Genomic DNA, 15,601 nt, shown 5'->3' on the forward strand with positions numbered 1-15,601 from the left:
CATTATTTTGACGTAAGCTTCTTATGAATAAATGAACCAAGCCATCTAGCTGCTAAGTTGAATACTAAAACTGAAAGCACAAGTACGGCTGATGCACCATTTGCAATGGCCTCTGCATCTGGAATGATTCCTTGTGTATTGACGTTCCATATATGAACGGCTAATGTTTCTGCCGGTCTAAAAATATTCAGCGGTGACGTATCAGAAAATGGACTCCAGTTTGTAAAATCTAGACGCGGTGTGGTGAGACCTGCTGTGAAAAGAAGCGCTGCTGCCTCCCCGAAAACTCTTCCTGATGCTAAAATCGCACCGGTAATAATAGAAGGAATCGCACCTGGAATCAGGACCGTCTTCACTGTATGCCATTTCGTTACACCGAGCGCTAGTGATGCTTCCTTTTGATCCTTCGGTACAGAGCGAAGCGCGTCTTCTGTCACCCTGACCATCACTGGCAAGTTAAACACCGTGAGCGCAAGAGCTCCTCCGATGATCGTATAGCCCCAGCCTGTTAAATTGACAAACATGAGTAAACCAAACATACCAATGACAATAGAAGGAAGTGAAGACAACACTTCAATACATGTGCGAATAAAATCAGTGACTTTGTTTTGAGGCGCATATTCAGCCATGTACACTCCACCGCCGACACCAAGTGGTACTGTGATCAACATTGTTATAAACAAAATGTAAAACGAGTTAAACAGCTGATCCCTAATACCGCCGCCAGAGCCAATTGCACTTGAGCGGGTTGTCAAAAAGTCAAAATTTAATTCTTTTGCACCGTTGAAGATGATATAAGAAAACAAACCAATTAGGATCGCCGTAATAATGGCGGCACATAATCCAAAAACAAACGTGGCAAAACGATCGGTCATTTTGCTATTCATTAAATCTTCCTCCTAGACGACAAGTATCTGATAATGAGTATGAACATAAACGATACAACTAGAAGGACAAGACCCATTGACCAAAGTGTATTGTTTTCAACACTTCCATACGTTGTGTGACCCATGTTTAACGTAATAATGGTTGTTAATGTACCAGCTGTATCCATAATGCTCTCTGGTAAATTACGCGTGTTTCCAATGACCATCTGAACGGCAAGGGCTTCACCAAATGCTCTTGCCATTCCAAGAACGACTGCTGTCATTAATGTTGGAAGAGCTGCCGGTACAAGCACACGTCTAATCGTTTGCCATCTTGTAGCGCCAAGTGCATAGGATCCCTCACGTAAGCTTTTTGGAAGGGAAGCCATTGCATCAGTTGCAATAGATGTAACGGTTGGCAGAATCATAATAGACAGGACAATCGTTCCTGCTAACACGCTATGCCCTGAGCCGCTTGACTTGAAATGTCCGATAAACGGCACCAATACTGTAAGACCTATGAATCCGTAAACAACGGATGGAATCCCTACAAGCAATTCAATGACTGGCTGGAGAATTTTCCGGCCCCATGCAGGTGCAATTTCTGTCATAAAGATCGCTCCTGCGATGCCTAGCGGCGCTGCAATAAGTGCCGATAGAAGCGTGACGGCGATCGATCCAAAGATAAAAGGAAATGCGCCGTACTCCGGGTTTTCTGCTGTTGGGTTCCAATTGATACTGGTTAAGAACTCAATTGGGCTTACACCATTTACGATGAAAGATTGTAAACCCTTAATGCCAAGGAAGATGGTGATGGCGATGGATACTGCAATCATTAAGAATGCGCAGAATTTCACCAAAATACTTCCTCTTACTTCATCCATTTGCCTATTTTTCTTCGAGCTGATCAGCCGATCGCTCGCTTCTGTATGTTCTATCTGCTTCATCTTTTTCTACACTCCTATGAATGTCATAAAAGGAAAAGTGAAATGCTCCACTTTTCCTTCATCAGCAATTCAAGACCTCTTACTTATCCGATTGTTTGCCTGCTGCGTCTCTTTCTACTTTCATATTAGAGACTGAGATGTAGCCTTGGTCTTTGACGATTTCTTTTTGTACTTCGTCACTCATAAGGTAATCTAAGAATTGTTTTGCTAGACCTTCCGGCTCACCTTTTGTATAAGAGTGCTCGTATGCCCAAATTGTATATTTACCGCTTTCTACATTGCTTTCTTCTGGTTTCACACCATCAATGCTAAGCGGTGTAATTTTGTCATCTGTTAAATAAGAGAATGCTAGGTATCCAATCGCACCTGGTGTTTCTGCAATCAGCTTTTTCACTGTGTTTGAAGAATCTTCTGTGATTCCTTCTGCAGGTGTTGCACCATCAAGTGCATATTTCACAAATGTTGCACGTGTTCCTGAAGAATCAGGTCTGTTAACAAGCGTGATTTTTTGGTCTTTCCCGCCAAGCTCTTTCCAGTTTTTGATTTTACCAGTGAAGATTTTTTTCAATTCGTCCTTTGTGATGTCTTTGACACCCACTTCAGGGTTTACAGCTGCGGCCATTCCAACAACTGCTACTTTGTGGTCTTTTAAAGCTTTTGCGTCGACTCCGTCTTTCTCTTCAGCGAATACATCTGAGTTACCAATTTGTACAGATCCTTCTGAAACTTGAGAAAGTCCTGTTCCTGAACCGCCGGCTTGTACTTGAATATCGGCTTTTGGATGTTTATCCATGAATTTTTCTGCTGCCGCAAGAACTAAAGGCTGCATCGCAGATGATCCTGAGATGGTAATGGAACCTGATGCCTCATCTTTGTTTGAAGCATTTCCTTTACTGTCTTTTGAATCTCCGCTTGAGCTGCTGTTTCCGCATGCTGTCACGAATGCTAACAATGCGATAGTAAGGAAAGTAAGCAGCCATAATTTGTTCTTTTTCATTTCAAGAATACCCCCTGAATAATTTGTCCTACGAGTAATACATTAAAGGTTCTTTATTAATTTCGTTTAAATGGAGTGTTAAGGTTTTGTAAATGTCGAAGTTTTGTAGAGAAATTGCGGCGTTTTTTATGAATTTTGTCAATTTATATCGGAATTTTTGAAGAAAACGTAAAAAAACGCCCACAAAAAGTGAGCGTTTTTACCTATGAAAGGTCTAGTTATTTGTTTCTGCTTCATTTTCAATTTTGTTTTTGTTTTTCGCCTGTGTATCATTGCTTTCCTGTTTTGATTTCAGTTCAAAATACTTATCTAATACTTGTTCACCAATATCATTTGTAATTGGATAGCGCTGGTTGTAGTCTTGATACACCCATGGCACGACAACGGAAATAGCCACTTCTGGATTATCAGCTGGCGCATACGCTACAAGAGTTGTGTTATACGTCGATGTACCGCGCTTGCTTTTAATTGGACCGTCATAGAATGATTGAGCGGTTCCTGTTTTGCCGGCTGGATTATACTTTTTGTTGCCAAAGTTTGAATAGGCTGTCCCTCTTGGGTTCTGCATGACAAGCTTGAAGCCTTGCTGAACGCGTTTGATCTCATCACTTGTCATGTCTAGCTTATTCAATACATCCGGTTTGACGGATTCCGTCACAGCTCCAATGCCTCGCTGCGGGTCTGACTCTCTCACTTCTTTGACAAGCTGCGGACGTAAACGATACCCGCCATTTGCAATGGTTGAAACGTATTGCGCCATTTGCAGCGGTGTAAACGTATCATACTGTCCAATCGCATAGTCAAGTAAGAGACCCGATTGTGTAGACGTTCCTCTGTAGCCCGTTGCTTCGTTTGGCAGGTCAATACCGGTTTTGACGCCAAGGCCAAATTTACTGAAATTGTAGCGGAACGTATCAAATGCTTTCGGATCAATTGGGAGCGGCTGCTTTTTACGATATTCGCTTTTCCCAATGGCGATCGCTGTTTTGAACATATATACGTTTGATGAACGCTCTAGTGCTGTTAAATCATTAATAAGTCCCATATTTTGATAGGATTTCTTCGGCGGTGAATTGGCGATATAGAGAGGTTCATCGTATTGGGTACTTCCAATATGAATAGCGCCTGTTTTATATCCAGTCAGTACCGTTGCCCCTTTTACGGCTGATCCCATCGCATATGAGGAGGTCATCGTTCCTAATGCGTAGTCATCGAATTTGTATTTTCCGTTTTTGTTTGAAATCTGCTTACCCGCAACAGAGAGAACCTCTCCATTTCTCGGGTCCATCATGACAACAAATGCGCGGTCAAGAAGCTCAGTTCCCCCTCTTTGTTTCGCACTTTTCAAGTTCTTTTCAATAATTTTTTCAACCGCTTTTTGCAGCTGAATATCAATGGTAAGCACAAGGTCTTTCCCGCTCTTACCTTCTGTTAACACTTTAGAGCTTGTGACATTGCCCTGTTTATCAGTTGTACTCTGTTCTTTTTCCTTTTGGCCCTGCAGGACATCTTCATATTGATATTCGAGATAGCTTTTTCCTACACGGTCATTTCGGCTGTAGCCGAGTGATAGATAATGCTCAAGAAGTGACTGCGGAAGACCTTCATCACTCGAAGACACACTGCCGAGCATACTGCGGAGCAGTCCTTTATACGGATAGCTGCGTGACCAGTCTGTCGTCACATCAACACCTGGCAGCTCGTCCAAATGCTCAGAGACGTAAGCAATTTCGCTTGGCTTTACATCTTCATTTTTAATAAATTGAGGCGTAAGTGCATAGCCTCCATCCATCTGCCTTTTAATGGCAAGCACTTGTAAATCTTTTTTCGTCAGTTGATTTAATTCCTTGTCTGTGATGCGTTTTAGCTGAAGCTCATATAGTTTATCATCAGAGACCTTATCGTCACCCTTTAATTCTGATTCCTTTTGAACAAGCTTTTTCGCTTCATTCGGATGCGTTAAGATCCAGAAATCTTTTTTGTCACGATCTGTGATTTTTTTCGTACTCACATGAATCATATCCGCTAATTTTGATGCCACTTTGAGCCGCTCTTCTTGTGAAGTCGTCGAGGTTCTCGTATATGTAATGGCATTCAGCGCTTTATTGCTGACAATCGTATTGTAGTTTCGATCATAAATTTTTCCGCGCGGAGCAGATGAGCTGACATTCACATCCTCTTGTTTTTCTGCCTGCTTTTTATAATCTTCTCCATTGACAATTTGCACAAATCCGAGTCTAACGACAACGCCGGTAAAAATAATAAAGGCAGCTAAAAATAATAAATTCAGCCGGATCGGAAGTGTTTTGCGCCCTTCCTTCGCGTCTTTTTTGTTTTTCTTGTTTCTCATCACATCACCTTTTCTATCAAGAAAGAAATGGCACCCCTTTTTGTGTATAAAAGGTGCCATCATCATTTTAGCGGTTTTTCTATCATTTATCTAGAAATTTGATGTTCCATAGGTAAGAAATTTTACCTTTCTCCCTTAATAAGGTTCGTTTGAGAAACTGGCTTTTGACCGTCAGCCTCTTTCATATCAGCTGTTTTTTCTTTCAAATGAATATCTTTTACAAAGTAATAAATGAGGGTGTGCCCCGCTCCGAGCACAACAAGTGATGCCGGGATTCCGAGCTCATCACCTAGTAAGGTGACAGACAGCAGGAACAAAACAATCGAACAAATACGGCCGGCATTTAAAAATAGCTCTCTGACCACAATATATTCAATTCGGGCCTTTCTGGCGTACCTTGCATGGCCAATGACATCATATGTTAAGGATACATAAGGAACAAGCAGGAGCGGATATCCTATTGCAATGGCTACCGCATACATCAGAAGTGATACATAGGACAAGTGGAAAACGATTAAAAACAAGGCGCCGTATAAAATCAGCCCGCCAAGCATGATGGCCTTCTTACGCCACTTTTTCTTAATCAAACGTGTAGCGAAGAAATAAGCAAAAAAGGCAACACCTGAATTCACTAAACCAAACGTCCCTAGAGCAAGCTCACTGTTTGTTGCAATAAACACAAAGACACTGATTAAGAAGACAAAGACCCCTTCACGAAGCCCTTGAAAAAAATGAGCTGTTGTAATCCTACGCCAATTCTCGTCTGCATGACGTTCTTTCCAAATTTGTTTGATCATAAATTTGCCTTTAGACTGCCTTCTTTTGAGGAAAAAGCTCATCACAACCGCTAGTGAAAACAAAAAAAGCGATAATGTGAAAATGACTGTGTAGCCTGTATCATCCGTTAACTGAGAAATGACAATCCCCGCAATGAGAGGACCGATCATGCCGGCAGTTGAGGAAAGCACCCCGAGAAATCCATTAAAGAAGTCTCTTGTTTCAGGCTCGGTGATCTCAAAGGTGAGTACATTAAAAGCAAGCCAGTAAAAACCATAGCCGATCCCAAGGACACTTCCCAATAAAACTAGCCGTGCGGCCGCTTGTTCTCCTGCCATTAAGACAATTAAATAAAAAGCGGCTAAAAAGATGACACCGAAACGAAGGACAAACGCCCGGTCTATTTTTTTTGCGAGCCGGCCAGCGAATAAAAACGTAATGGGCTGAAGTACCACAATGGCCAAGTTATAAATCGCAAGATCCGTGAATTTCCCAGACTGTTTCCATAAGTACACATTTACAAACGTATTCGAAAGCGCAATGGCAAGTGCGTATAACCCGCCAATCGTGAGGAGGAGCAATAAATCTTTTGTAACATCCATGTCCCCGAACATTTTCTTTAATCTGCTCATACCATTCATTCTCCTTTTCTACACAATAGTCTGTCTCATCAAAAGGCAGATATGTAAAAAAAGGAGGGAAAATATAAAAAGACCTGCTTCTCTTGAAAGCAGGTCTTTTCAAATCAAATCATTATTTTGCTTCGCTGTAAAGGCGAGCTACTTCATCCCAGTTCACAACATTCCAGAATGCTGAAATGTAATCAGGACGACGGTTTTGGTAGTTTAGGTAGTAAGCATGCTCCCAAACGTCTAGTCCTAGAATTGGCGTTTTTCCTTCAGTTAAAGGAGAATCTTGGTTTGGCGTGCTTGTGATTTCAAGTTTTCCATTGTTCACAACAAGCCATGCCCAACCAGAACCAAAGCGTCCTGCAGCTGCTGCAGCGAAATCAGATTTGAATTTTTCAAATCCACCTAGTTCTTTTTCGATCGCATCTGCAAGTTCACCAGTTGGTGCGCCGCCACCGTTTGGTGAAAGAAGCGTCCAGAATAATGAGTGGTTCGCATGTCCTCCGCCATTGTTACGTACAGCTGTACGAATGTTTTCAGGCACTGAGTTTAAGTTAGCCACTAGCTCTTCAATTGATTGATCTTCAAGAGCTGATACACCTTCGATTGCTTTGTTTAAGTTTGTTACATATGTGTTGTGGTGTTTTGTGTGGTGAATCGTCATTGTTTCCTTGTCGATATGTGGTTCTAATGCATCGTAAGCATATGGTAATTCTGGAAGTTTAAAAGCCATGGTTAAATTCCTCCTTAAAATATATGTACTGAAATGCTTCCTCTGTAAGTCAGCAATTCACCCTACTCAAAGAGTATCAAAAGAAACAGCTTGTTTCAACGTTATTGCTCATGTTCTGAAACATTTCAGTGTTTATTTTGTATTTAGCCCTTTTGAAAAAGTTTTAAACACCCTTTTTTACTTAGCGAAGGACATAAAATAAAAAGATCCCTAGCATCAGCGCTTGAATCAATCCTTTTGCAAAAACACCTGATACAAATCCAATTAATGAGCCTAATCCGACTTTCACACTCGTCTTCAGATCTTTTTGATGAACAAGGAGCTCTGCAATGACACTCCCAAGAAATGGACCAATAATAATTCCTGCAATGGGTATCACAAAAGGACCAGCTAATAACCCAATGGTGCTTCCCCAAATAGCTGCCTTGCTGCCGCCAAAGCGCTTTACCCCAATAAGGTTTGAGACATAATCTGCCGCAAATAAGACGGCAGTAAACATGGCTTGAATGAGCCAGAACGTCAGGGTAAGCGGCTCGAAGCTAAAGAAGAAGCCATATAGAATAAATCCGAGAACCATAAAGACCACACTCGGAATAATTGGATAAACCAGTCCAACAAACGCAATGATAAATGCACAGCCAATCAGTATCCAATACAGAATGTCCAAGACCGTGCCGCCTCCTTTTTATATGCTGTATACATTATGCCTCATTCCCTCTATCTTAACCAGTGGTGAAGGCCATACTTGTACTTGATGGATAGACATTGATACAATATGAGAAATAGAAAAGAATGTAGGAAGTGAATGGGTATTGAACGTATTTAATCTATTGTTAAAAGGAATTTATTCACCAAAAGATATTGCTAAAGCACGGTTTACAGGGATCGGTAAAGCGATTTTATTCATTTTTATCCTCTCAATTATCGCAGCAGTTCCTCAGGGGTATCATATGAGCAAAGAAATCTCGAATGCGATGTCAGGATTTCAGCATGTGATCAAAAAAGATTTACCCGACTTTTCAATCGAAAAAGGAAAGCTTCAAGCGGATCAAAGTGAACCAATAGAAAAAGAAGAAAACGGCATCACGATTATCTTTGATCCTGCTGAAAAAATAAAAGCAAGTGAGCTTGAATCAAAGCAAACGGCCATCGCTTTGTTAAAGGAAAAAGCAGTGATTGCTATTGATGGACAAATGACAGATATTCCATACCAGCTCCTTGGTGGAACGCTGACAAAAGATGAACTCGCCCGCGTCACAAATCAGAACCAAGCGATTATCATCCCTGTCATCTGTGTACTGCTATATCTATCAACTGCGGCTCTCATGTTTATCAGCGCAACATTCCTTGCGATGCTTGGTACATTTATTAAACGAATGCAGCAAAAAGAGCTGTCCTTCCAAATGCTTTGGAAGCTCTCCGCTTATTCACTCACATTAACAACGGTCTTTTTCGCCATTATGAGTGCATTAAACACGCCTGTTGCAAACTCATTTTTATTAAATTGGGTCATTAACTTTATCTTTTTATATCTTGTTGTGAAAGAAATTCCTGCAAAAAAAAGCAAATGATCCATCCAACAAGGATTTGTCTACACAATGAAAGCTCCCCCGGATCGGAGGAGCTTTTTATGTCTATTCATGCTAGGACTCATCTGGATGGATGATCGCAAACAAATAGTGATCCTCCCACACTCCATTAATCTTTACTTTTTTACGATTTAGTCCCTCATTTTCAAAACCTGTCTTTTCAAGTACACGAATGGAACCCTTATTACTCGGCTTTACTCCAGCCTCAATACGATGGAGATTCAACTCAAAAAAGGCATAGTCAATGATTAAACGAATGGCTTCTGTCATATATCCATTTCCGCCCTGCCTTTGATCGAGTACATACCCGAGCCAAGCTCCTTCTATCGGACCTCTTACGACAGAACCTAATGAGATCGTCCCAATTAAGGCACCTGTTTCATTTAAGAAAATACCATGCATGTAAGATTCATCTTGTGCACTTCTTTGCACACCGCGCTGAATCCGTTCGATTTGACGAGGTAACGTGAAGAAATCATCTTTGACCAAAGGTGTAAATTCCTGAAAATATGAGCGATTCTCAAGCTCTAATGTTAACAGTGATTCGGCATCATTTTCTGTTAGTGTTCTCACATATATATGCTGACTAACCTTCTTCATTAAATCTCCCCCTTTCTTATTTTATCATAATCGTCATATGAGCTTGCCCTCCTATTTACACCAACGACCCAAGCAGTTTTATTACAAGAGACATACTAGAACGAACTAGAACCACCCTTTTCCGCTTTTCTCCTCTTTTTGGTTCTATCATTTCAGGACATGCATAGACTGAAGTAAACTCTTAAAAGCGGTGAGTAAAATGCGGCGAATTCTTTTTTTACTAATCAGTTTGTTTGTCCTCTTTATTATCTTTTTTGATTTGAAAAATGGAACCATTCCTGTTGAGGAAAACCAAGCTGTCCCAGCAAGTGCCCTTCAAACAGCTGAGAAAAAGACATATAAGAACGTCACTGTAAAACAAGGTGAAACGGTCCTCTCCATCGTACATACAAGCAAACCGCTTGATGACGTCATTAAAGATTTCGAGGAGCTGAATCAAGGTGTGAAAGCGAACGAAATCAGGGCAGGCAGCACATATAAGTTTCCTGTCTATAAGAGATAAAACGTTAATTCCTTGTCATTCATACAAAGAGACTGTTACAATATGAACTGTAAAACACGACGTACACGGCAAAGGATTGCTTGTACACTAAGGAGCGATTGACAAGTGAGTGAAGTCACACATCGTACTAAAACGCGTCCCGTCAAAGTGGGACCTTTAACTATAGGTGGAAATAATGAGGTTGTCATTCAAAGTATGGCAACAACCAAAACACATGATGTCGAAGCGACAGTCGCTGAAATTAAACGTTTAGAAGAGGCAGGCTGTCAAATCGTGCGTGTCGCATGTCCGGATGAGCGTGCAGCAAATGCAATTGCGGACATTAAAAAACAAATTAACATCCCGCTTGTTGTGGATATTCATTTTGACTACAAGCTTGCACTGAAAGCGATCGAAGCAGGCGCAGACAAAATCCGAATCAATCCAGGAAACATCGGAAGAAGAGAAAAAGTCGAAGCGGTTGTCAAAGCAGCAAAAGAAAAAGGCATTCCAATCCGTATTGGCGTAAACGCTGGTTCATTAGAGAAAAAGATTCTTGATAAATACGGCTATCCAACAGCAGATGGTATGGTCGAAAGTGCACTGCATCACATTAAAATTCTAGAAGACCTAGACTTTCATGACATCATCGTCAGTATGAAAGCATCTGATGTAAACCTTGCAATTGAAGCATACGAAAAAGCGGCTAAAGCCTTTGATTATCCTCTTCACCTTGGGATTACAGAATCAGGTACGCTATTTGCAGGTACAGTCAAAAGTGCAGCTGGACTTGGCGCTATTTTGAATATGGGGATTGGGAACACCCTCCGTATTTCATTAAGTGCTGACCCAGTTGAGGAAGTAAAAGTAGCACGTGAATTGTTGAAATCATTTGGTCTTGCATCAAATGCAGCAACACTGATCTCCTGCCCAACTTGTGGACGAATTGAAATTGACCTCATCAGCATTGCAAATGAAGTCGAAGAATATATTTCTAAAATCAAAGCACCGATTAAAGTAGCTGTTCTCGGCTGCGCTGTTAACGGTCCTGGTGAAGCACGTGAAGCGGACATCGGAATCGCAGGCGCTAGAGGCGAAGGCTTATTGTTCCGTAAAGGTGAAATTGTTCGTAAAGTACCGGAAGAAACAATGGTCGAAGAACTGAAAAAAGAAATCGATAAAATCGCTGAAGAACATTATGCGAAAATGGAAGCTGAAAAAGAAAAACAAGCGAATGCCTAACAAAAAACGCCTGACGTCATAGTCAGGCGTTTTTCTGTTCTTGTTAAAAGAACGGGGTGATAAATATGCCTAGGATAACGGAAACAATTCCGATCCCAATTGACCACGCGCCAAGCGCATGTGCTCCTTTTCTTCTTGCAATATAACCAACGACGATTGCCGCTACCCCTAATAGCACCGGCAAGACAAATAATGAGATAATCGCAATCGCGAGTGCTGTATAGCCTATCCCTTTACTGCCTGAATCGTCACCTGCTTGGTCATGTCCTCGTCTATCTTCTCGATCTCTTGAAGCTTGATATGGCTCTGCAATTTCAGCAGCTGTTTCCTCTAAATAGCCATCATCATTACTAAAATGTGTGTCGATTTCACGATCATTTCTTCTGAAATCCTCGTCTCTTTCCATGATCAATTCCCCCTTTTGGTTAATAGAAAGGAGCTTTTTTAGTATGAGCAAAAATGTCTGTTTCATGATTGCTAAAACTTGCTGGAATTGTGAATTGATTATGTTACACTTTAAGAGTATAAAAATGAGGAGTGTGGGCATGTTACGTTTAGGAATTGATATTGATGGTACAGTGACGGCACAGGACACCTTTGTCCCCTACTTAAATGAGTCGTTCCAATGTGCCATGACACTAGATGATATGACAGAGTATGATTTGACGAAGCTTTTAAAGATTTCTCAAGAAGAATTTTGGGGCTGGATGGATCAACACGAGCCTCTTATTTATAAACAGGCAAAGCCTGCTGAGGGTGCAAAAGAGATCCTCGACGAAATGAAGCTGCAGCACAGACTGATTTATATTACCGCAAGAAGGCAGCAGCATTCGGATATCACCTACAAGTGGTTTCAAGAACATGATGTGCACTATGATGCTATTGAGCTGGTTGGCGGTCATCATAAGCTGGAAGCCGTTCAAAAGCACAAGATTGATGTATTTTTTGAAGACCATCATGGCAATGCCACAATGATTGCAAAAGAAGCTGACATTCCGGTTATTCTTTTTAACTCCCCTTATAATCAAATGCCAATTGACGACAGAATTATTCGCGTGAACAACTGGCAGGAAGCGTCTCAATGGATCAAACAATACGAACAGTGTCTGCAAACTGCTTATTAATGTAACTGAGCGAGCACCGAAGCGGATTATTCGCGAGTCTACACGCTGAAGCCGATACATTTAATGTATCGGCTTTTTTGATGGAGCAAGCTGCCCTTCTTTCATGAGAAAATGGTACAGTGCCCCCTTCATGCCTGCCTGATTCAAGTAGTAGCAAGTTTCCAGCTTCACCTGAATGTTCTTCCACGCATGCAGTGTATGTAAATGTTTTTCAATGTTTTGTAATAAATCTGCTCTTGTACTTACGCCTCCGCCAATGAGGATTTTCTCTGGGTTAAGAACAGTCGCTACATTGTAAACGCCAATGGCTATTCGCTTGTACCATTGATCCAACAGCTTCTCAATGGCCGGATCATGCTTCGCCTTTTCAAAAATTTCTTGACCGTCTATTTGAGCACTTTGCGGAATTCCTTGCTTTTCTTTATAGCTCCGAATTAATCCAGCCGTTGAAGCGCTGCTGTTAAGAGTTGTAAACTGGCCATTTTCCGTCTCTGTCAGCATCATGCCAAATTCACCACCGCGGAAGGATGCACCGCGCACAAGCTGACCATTAGCAAAAATACCCCCGCCGACACCCGTGCCAATTGTCATACAAATAAAGCTATCACAATCCTTCGCATGACCGCTGTATTTTTCTGCGAGAGCTGCACAGTTCGCATCATTTTCCACTTCTACACGAAGAGACGTTTTCTCTTCTAAAAGTGTTTTTACATTTTGACCATTTAAGGCGATGATGGCGCCTGCAAATTCTGTATAACCTGATTCACTGTCCACAAAACCTGGAAGACTGATGGCGATACCGCTGACATCCTGCATCCTTTGATATTGCCTGACCACATCCGCCATGGCTTCTAAAAACGGTTCAAGCTGCCGGCAGTTCGTTTCATAGTCACCACTTGTGACAAGCTCCCCATCCTGATCCATTAATCCATGTTTTGTTCTCGTCCCGCCTACATCAAACACGACGTAATAGGCCACTTTTACCCCTCCCTTTACTTTAAAAAGTAGTACCTTGATCTCATTTTAATGAAACAGCCTCCCTTTGTAAAACGTTTTCAAAAGACAAAACAAAAAAGCCAGCTCCATGGCTGGCTTTTTCATGAGTGAACTTCCTTCGGTTCGCAAGAAGGACATGTTCCATATATTTCAAATTTATGTCCACTAATATGATAATCCTCTAAATCAGCGTCGAGCTTGTCCATAGGGCAGGCATCGATCTCTTTTGTTTTCCCGCATGTAAGACAAATAAAGTGATGGTGATGATGGGAAAATGAACATTTAAAACGGAAAAGTTTCTCCCCTGACAATTCCGTTGTTTCTAATATTCCAAGGTCTTCATATAGTGACAAGTTTCGATAAATCGTATCAAAGCTGAGACCCGGGTAGTCTTCACTTAGTGCCGTCAGCACATTTTTAGCGGTCAAGTATTTATCAGAATCAGAAAACAATTGAAGCATGTCTTCACGTTTGCTTGTATATTTGTAGCCTTTTTCCTTTAATAAATCAAGCGCTTCTTGTACGTTCATGTTGATTCCCCCTTCTGAATTTCCCAATACTAATACACCCGATTAAAATCAAGATAGACAGCATCACAATGGTTCCGCCTGGCGCTAAATCAAGATAATAGCTTAAAATCAATCCGGCCAATACAGACAATTCACCAAACAAGATCGAAAGGAAAATCGCCTGTTTGAATCCTTTGGCAATGCGGATACTTGCTGCAACAGGAAGCGTCATGAGCGCCGACACAAGCAGTGTACCGACGATACGCATCGATGCCGCAATGACAAGTGCAACAACTAAGATAAAAATAAAATGAATCCATTTTGCTGAAATACCAGAAGCCTTTGCATGCTCTTCATCAAAAGAAAGCAGAAACAATTCTTTATATAAAAGCACAACAACTAACACAACAACGAGTGAGATCCCTACAATAATCCAAAGATCAAGTCTTGAAACCGCACTGACACTTCCGAATAAATAACTAAACAAATCTGTATTAAAGCCATTCGCTAGTGAAATGAAGATGACGGAAATCCCAATACCACCTGATAAGATGATGGGAATGGCAAGCTCCTGATAATGCTTATACACGGAGCGCAGGCGTTCAATAAACAATGAACCTGCCACAGAAAAAGCCATTCCTAAGTAGAGCGGGCTTACCCCTGTCAAAAGGCCAAACTTTTTATCAAGAAATAAACTTGCGGCAATACCGGCAAGGGACACGTGACTGAGGGCATCTGCAATAAGCGAAAGCCTTCTTACGACAATAAATACACCAAGTAAGGGCGCAATAAAACCAATCAGTAACCCTGCGATAAACGCATTTTGCAAAAATTCATAATGAAAAAATGGAAATAGCATTATTCATGTCCCCCATGATGGTGATGGTCGTGATGAATCACTTGAATGTCATGCCCGTAAAATTGGGATAGCGCCTGATCATCCATTGAATCAAACGCTTCTGCATCCCCGTGGAAATGCAGTGTCTGATTTAAACAAGCCACATGGGTGACTTTATCAGAAACGGTGCCAACGTCGTGTGTGACGAGAATTAAAGACATTCCTTTTTCTTTGTTCAATGTTTCGAGTAGCTGATAAAAGCCTTCTACTGTCCGCTGGTCCACTCCAACCGTGGGCTCATCCAAAATGAGCAGCTTCGGCTGACTGACAAGCGCACGGGCAATAAATGCACGCTGCTGCTGGCCGCCAGAAAGCTCACCGATGTTTTGATGCTTTAAATCTTGTATGCCAACTGAGCGAATGGCATCTTCCACTTGCCATTTATCCTGTTTGCTCATTCGTTTAAACAAACCAATTTTTGCGGTCAGTCCGCTTGCGACGACCTCATATACAGAAGCAGGGAAACCTGTATTAAAGCTATTCGCCTTTTGAGAAACAAATCCAATTTGATCCCAGTCTCTAAATTTTGAGACAGGCGTGCCAAATAGCTTTAATTCACCCTGCTGTGGTTTAATGAGCCCAAGCAGGCATTTTAATAAAGTTGTTTTACCAGAACCATTCGGTCCAACAAGTGCTAGAAAGTTTCCTTCCTCTACTGTTAAATGAATGTGATCAATGACATTTCGCTGTCCATACGAGTACGAAATGTCCTTCATTTCAATAATTGGCTTTGCCATGAATCTTTCCACCTTTAATCAATATAAAAAGAATGATTACGATTTATACAACAAAAAGAAAATGGCTTTTGCCATTTTCTCTGTCCATACATACATTTCATTATATAAAAGAAAGATAAAAAAGTA

Annotated in this window: 17 protein-coding genes; 4 read left to right on the forward strand and 13 right to left on the reverse strand. The window is 41.3% G+C overall.

Features of this window, described 5'->3' with window-relative positions:
- Positions 1-2: 2 nt before the first annotated feature.
- The 7 genes from pstA to EV579_RS07455 all read right to left on the reverse strand — a co-directional run bounded on the left by pstA (position 3) and on the right by EV579_RS07455 (position 7,966).
- Positions 3-887: a phosphate ABC transporter permease PstA gene (gene pstA, locus EV579_RS07425; RefSeq protein ID WP_024422993.1), complete on the reverse strand. Its 885-nt coding sequence runs from the start codon at positions 885-887 to the stop codon at positions 3-5.
- Positions 887-1,813 carry a phosphate ABC transporter permease subunit PstC gene (gene pstC, locus EV579_RS07430; RefSeq protein ID WP_024422994.1) on the reverse strand — a complete coding sequence of 309 codons (927 nt, stop codon included), beginning with the start codon at positions 1,811-1,813 and terminating at the stop codon, positions 887-889. The genes pstA and pstC overlap by 1 nt, the downstream gene beginning before the upstream one ends.
- A gap of 79 nt (positions 1,814-1,892) precedes the next feature.
- Positions 1,893-2,810, reverse strand: a complete 918-nt coding sequence (locus EV579_RS07435) for a phosphate ABC transporter substrate-binding protein (RefSeq protein ID WP_039179996.1) — start codon at positions 2,808-2,810, stop codon at positions 1,893-1,895.
- Between the two features lie 214 nt (positions 2,811-3,024).
- On the reverse strand, positions 3,025-5,160 hold the full coding sequence (locus EV579_RS07440; RefSeq protein ID WP_041106887.1) for a peptidoglycan D,D-transpeptidase FtsI family protein: 2,136 nt from the start codon (positions 5,158-5,160) through the stop codon (positions 3,025-3,027).
- 122 nt (positions 5,161-5,282) lie between these two features.
- Positions 5,283-6,569 carry an MFS transporter gene (locus tag EV579_RS07445; RefSeq protein WP_024422996.1) on the reverse strand — a complete coding sequence of 429 codons (1,287 nt, stop codon included), beginning with the start codon at positions 6,567-6,569 and terminating at the stop codon, positions 5,283-5,285.
- Between the two features lie 121 nt (positions 6,570-6,690).
- Positions 6,691-7,299 carry a superoxide dismutase SodA gene (sodA, locus tag EV579_RS07450; protein WP_007501264.1) on the reverse strand — a complete coding sequence of 203 codons (609 nt, stop codon included), beginning with the start codon at positions 7,297-7,299 and terminating at the stop codon, positions 6,691-6,693.
- A 181-nt stretch (positions 7,300-7,480) separates the two neighbouring features.
- A complete protein-coding gene (locus EV579_RS07455; protein WP_024427974.1) occupies positions 7,481-7,966 on the reverse strand; it encodes a DUF456 domain-containing protein in 486 nt (161 codons plus the stop codon).
- Positions 7,967-8,111: 145 nt separating this feature from the next.
- Here EV579_RS07455 and EV579_RS07460 point away from each other — a divergent pair, with 145 nt between their 5' ends.
- Positions 8,112-8,870 carry a DUF1189 domain-containing protein gene (locus EV579_RS07460; RefSeq protein ID WP_133744204.1) on the forward strand — a complete coding sequence of 253 codons (759 nt, stop codon included), beginning with the start codon at positions 8,112-8,114 and terminating at the stop codon, positions 8,868-8,870.
- Positions 8,871-8,942: 72 nt separating this feature from the next.
- On the opposite strand, the gene EV579_RS07465 is transcribed toward EV579_RS07460, so the two are convergent.
- The gene (locus EV579_RS07465) at positions 8,943-9,488 is read right to left on the reverse strand and encodes a GNAT family N-acetyltransferase (RefSeq protein WP_133744205.1); all 546 of its coding nucleotides are present in this window, start codon (positions 9,486-9,488) and stop codon (positions 8,943-8,945) included.
- Positions 9,489-9,687: 199 nt separating this feature from the next.
- On the opposite strand from EV579_RS07465, the gene EV579_RS07470 reads away from it, so the two are divergent.
- Positions 9,688-9,990 carry a hypothetical protein gene (locus tag EV579_RS07470; protein ID WP_024423000.1) on the forward strand — a complete coding sequence of 101 codons (303 nt, stop codon included), beginning with the start codon at positions 9,688-9,690 and terminating at the stop codon, positions 9,988-9,990.
- A 105-nt stretch (positions 9,991-10,095) separates the two neighbouring features.
- Positions 10,096-11,211, forward strand: coding sequence for a flavodoxin-dependent (E)-4-hydroxy-3-methylbut-2-enyl-diphosphate synthase (gene ispG, locus EV579_RS07475; protein WP_024423001.1), 1,116 nt, complete (start codon positions 10,096-10,098; stop codon positions 11,209-11,211).
- A 43-nt stretch (positions 11,212-11,254) separates the two neighbouring features.
- On the opposite strand, the gene EV579_RS07480 is transcribed toward ispG, so the two are convergent.
- Positions 11,255-11,617, reverse strand: a complete 363-nt coding sequence (locus EV579_RS07480; protein WP_133744206.1) for a DUF308 domain-containing protein — start codon at positions 11,615-11,617, stop codon at positions 11,255-11,257.
- A gap of 139 nt (positions 11,618-11,756) precedes the next feature.
- On the opposite strand from EV579_RS07480, the gene EV579_RS07485 reads away from it, so the two are divergent.
- Positions 11,757-12,335, forward strand: a complete 579-nt coding sequence (locus EV579_RS07485; RefSeq protein ID WP_133744207.1) for a 5' nucleotidase, NT5C type — start codon at positions 11,757-11,759, stop codon at positions 12,333-12,335.
- Positions 12,336-12,395: 60 nt separating this feature from the next.
- Here the strand turns inward: EV579_RS07485 and EV579_RS07490 are convergent, their stop codons facing one another.
- From EV579_RS07490 to EV579_RS07505, 4 genes are all read right to left on the reverse strand, one after another.
- Complete coding sequence (locus EV579_RS07490; protein WP_133744208.1) at positions 12,396-13,313, reverse strand: ROK family protein; 918 nt, start codon at positions 13,311-13,313, stop codon at positions 12,396-12,398.
- A gap of 119 nt (positions 13,314-13,432) precedes the next feature.
- Positions 13,433-13,861, reverse strand: a complete 429-nt coding sequence (gene zur / locus EV579_RS07495) for a zinc uptake transcriptional repressor Zur (protein ID WP_003217433.1) — start codon at positions 13,859-13,861, stop codon at positions 13,433-13,435.
- A complete protein-coding gene (locus EV579_RS07500) occupies positions 13,839-14,699 on the reverse strand; it encodes a metal ABC transporter permease (protein WP_024423005.1) in 861 nt (286 codons plus the stop codon). The genes zur and EV579_RS07500 overlap by 23 nt, the downstream gene beginning before the upstream one ends.
- On the reverse strand, positions 14,699-15,475 hold the full coding sequence (locus EV579_RS07505) for a metal ABC transporter ATP-binding protein (RefSeq protein WP_024423006.1): 777 nt from the start codon (positions 15,473-15,475) through the stop codon (positions 14,699-14,701). Before EV579_RS07505 ends, EV579_RS07500 begins: the two co-directional genes overlap by 1 nt.
- Positions 15,476-15,601 lie beyond the last annotated feature (126 nt).

The sequence above is a fragment of the Bacillus sp. BK450 genome, from assembly GCF_004364885.1.
Taxonomy (GTDB): Bacteria; Bacillota; Bacilli; order Bacillales; family Bacillaceae; genus Bacillus; species Bacillus safensis.

Bases quoted from the DNA above. Each gene is read 5' to 3' on its own strand.
- pstA (WP_024422993.1), bottom strand. From the start codon at position 887: ATGAATAGCAAAATGACCGATCGTTTTGCCACGTTTGTTTTTGGATTA.
- pstC (WP_024422994.1), bottom strand. From the start codon at position 1,813: ATGAAGCAGATAGAACATACAGAAGCGAGCGATCGGCTGATCAGCTCG.
- EV579_RS07435 (WP_039179996.1), bottom strand. From the start codon at position 2,810: ATGAAAAAGAACAAATTATGGCTGCTTACTTTCCTTACTATCGCATTG.
- EV579_RS07440 (WP_041106887.1), bottom strand. From the start codon at position 5,160: ATGAGAAACAAGAAAAACAAAAAAGACGCGAAGGAAGGGCGCAAAACA.
- EV579_RS07445 (WP_024422996.1), bottom strand. From the start codon at position 6,569: ATGAGCAGATTAAAGAAAATGTTCGGGGACATGGATGTTACAAAAGAT.
- sodA (WP_007501264.1), bottom strand. From the start codon at position 7,299: ATGGCTTTTAAACTTCCAGAATTACCATATGCTTACGATGCATTAGAA.
- EV579_RS07465 (WP_133744205.1), bottom strand. From the start codon at position 9,488: ATGAAGAAGGTTAGTCAGCATATATATGTGAGAACACTAACAGAAAAT.
- EV579_RS07470 (WP_024423000.1), top strand. From the start codon at position 9,688: ATGCGGCGAATTCTTTTTTTACTAATCAGTTTGTTTGTCCTCTTTATT.
- EV579_RS07480 (WP_133744206.1), bottom strand. From the start codon at position 11,617: ATGGAAAGAGACGAGGATTTCAGAAGAAATGATCGTGAAATCGACACA.
- EV579_RS07485 (WP_133744207.1), top strand. From the start codon at position 11,757: ATGTTACGTTTAGGAATTGATATTGATGGTACAGTGACGGCACAGGAC.
- zur (WP_003217433.1), bottom strand. From the start codon at position 13,861: ATGAACGTACAAGAAGCGCTTGATTTATTAAAGGAAAAAGGCTACAAA.
- EV579_RS07500 (WP_024423005.1), bottom strand. From the start codon at position 14,699: ATGCTATTTCCATTTTTTCATTATGAATTTTTGCAAAATGCGTTTATC.
- EV579_RS07505 (WP_024423006.1), bottom strand. From the start codon at position 15,475: ATGGCAAAGCCAATTATTGAAATGAAGGACATTTCGTACTCGTATGGA.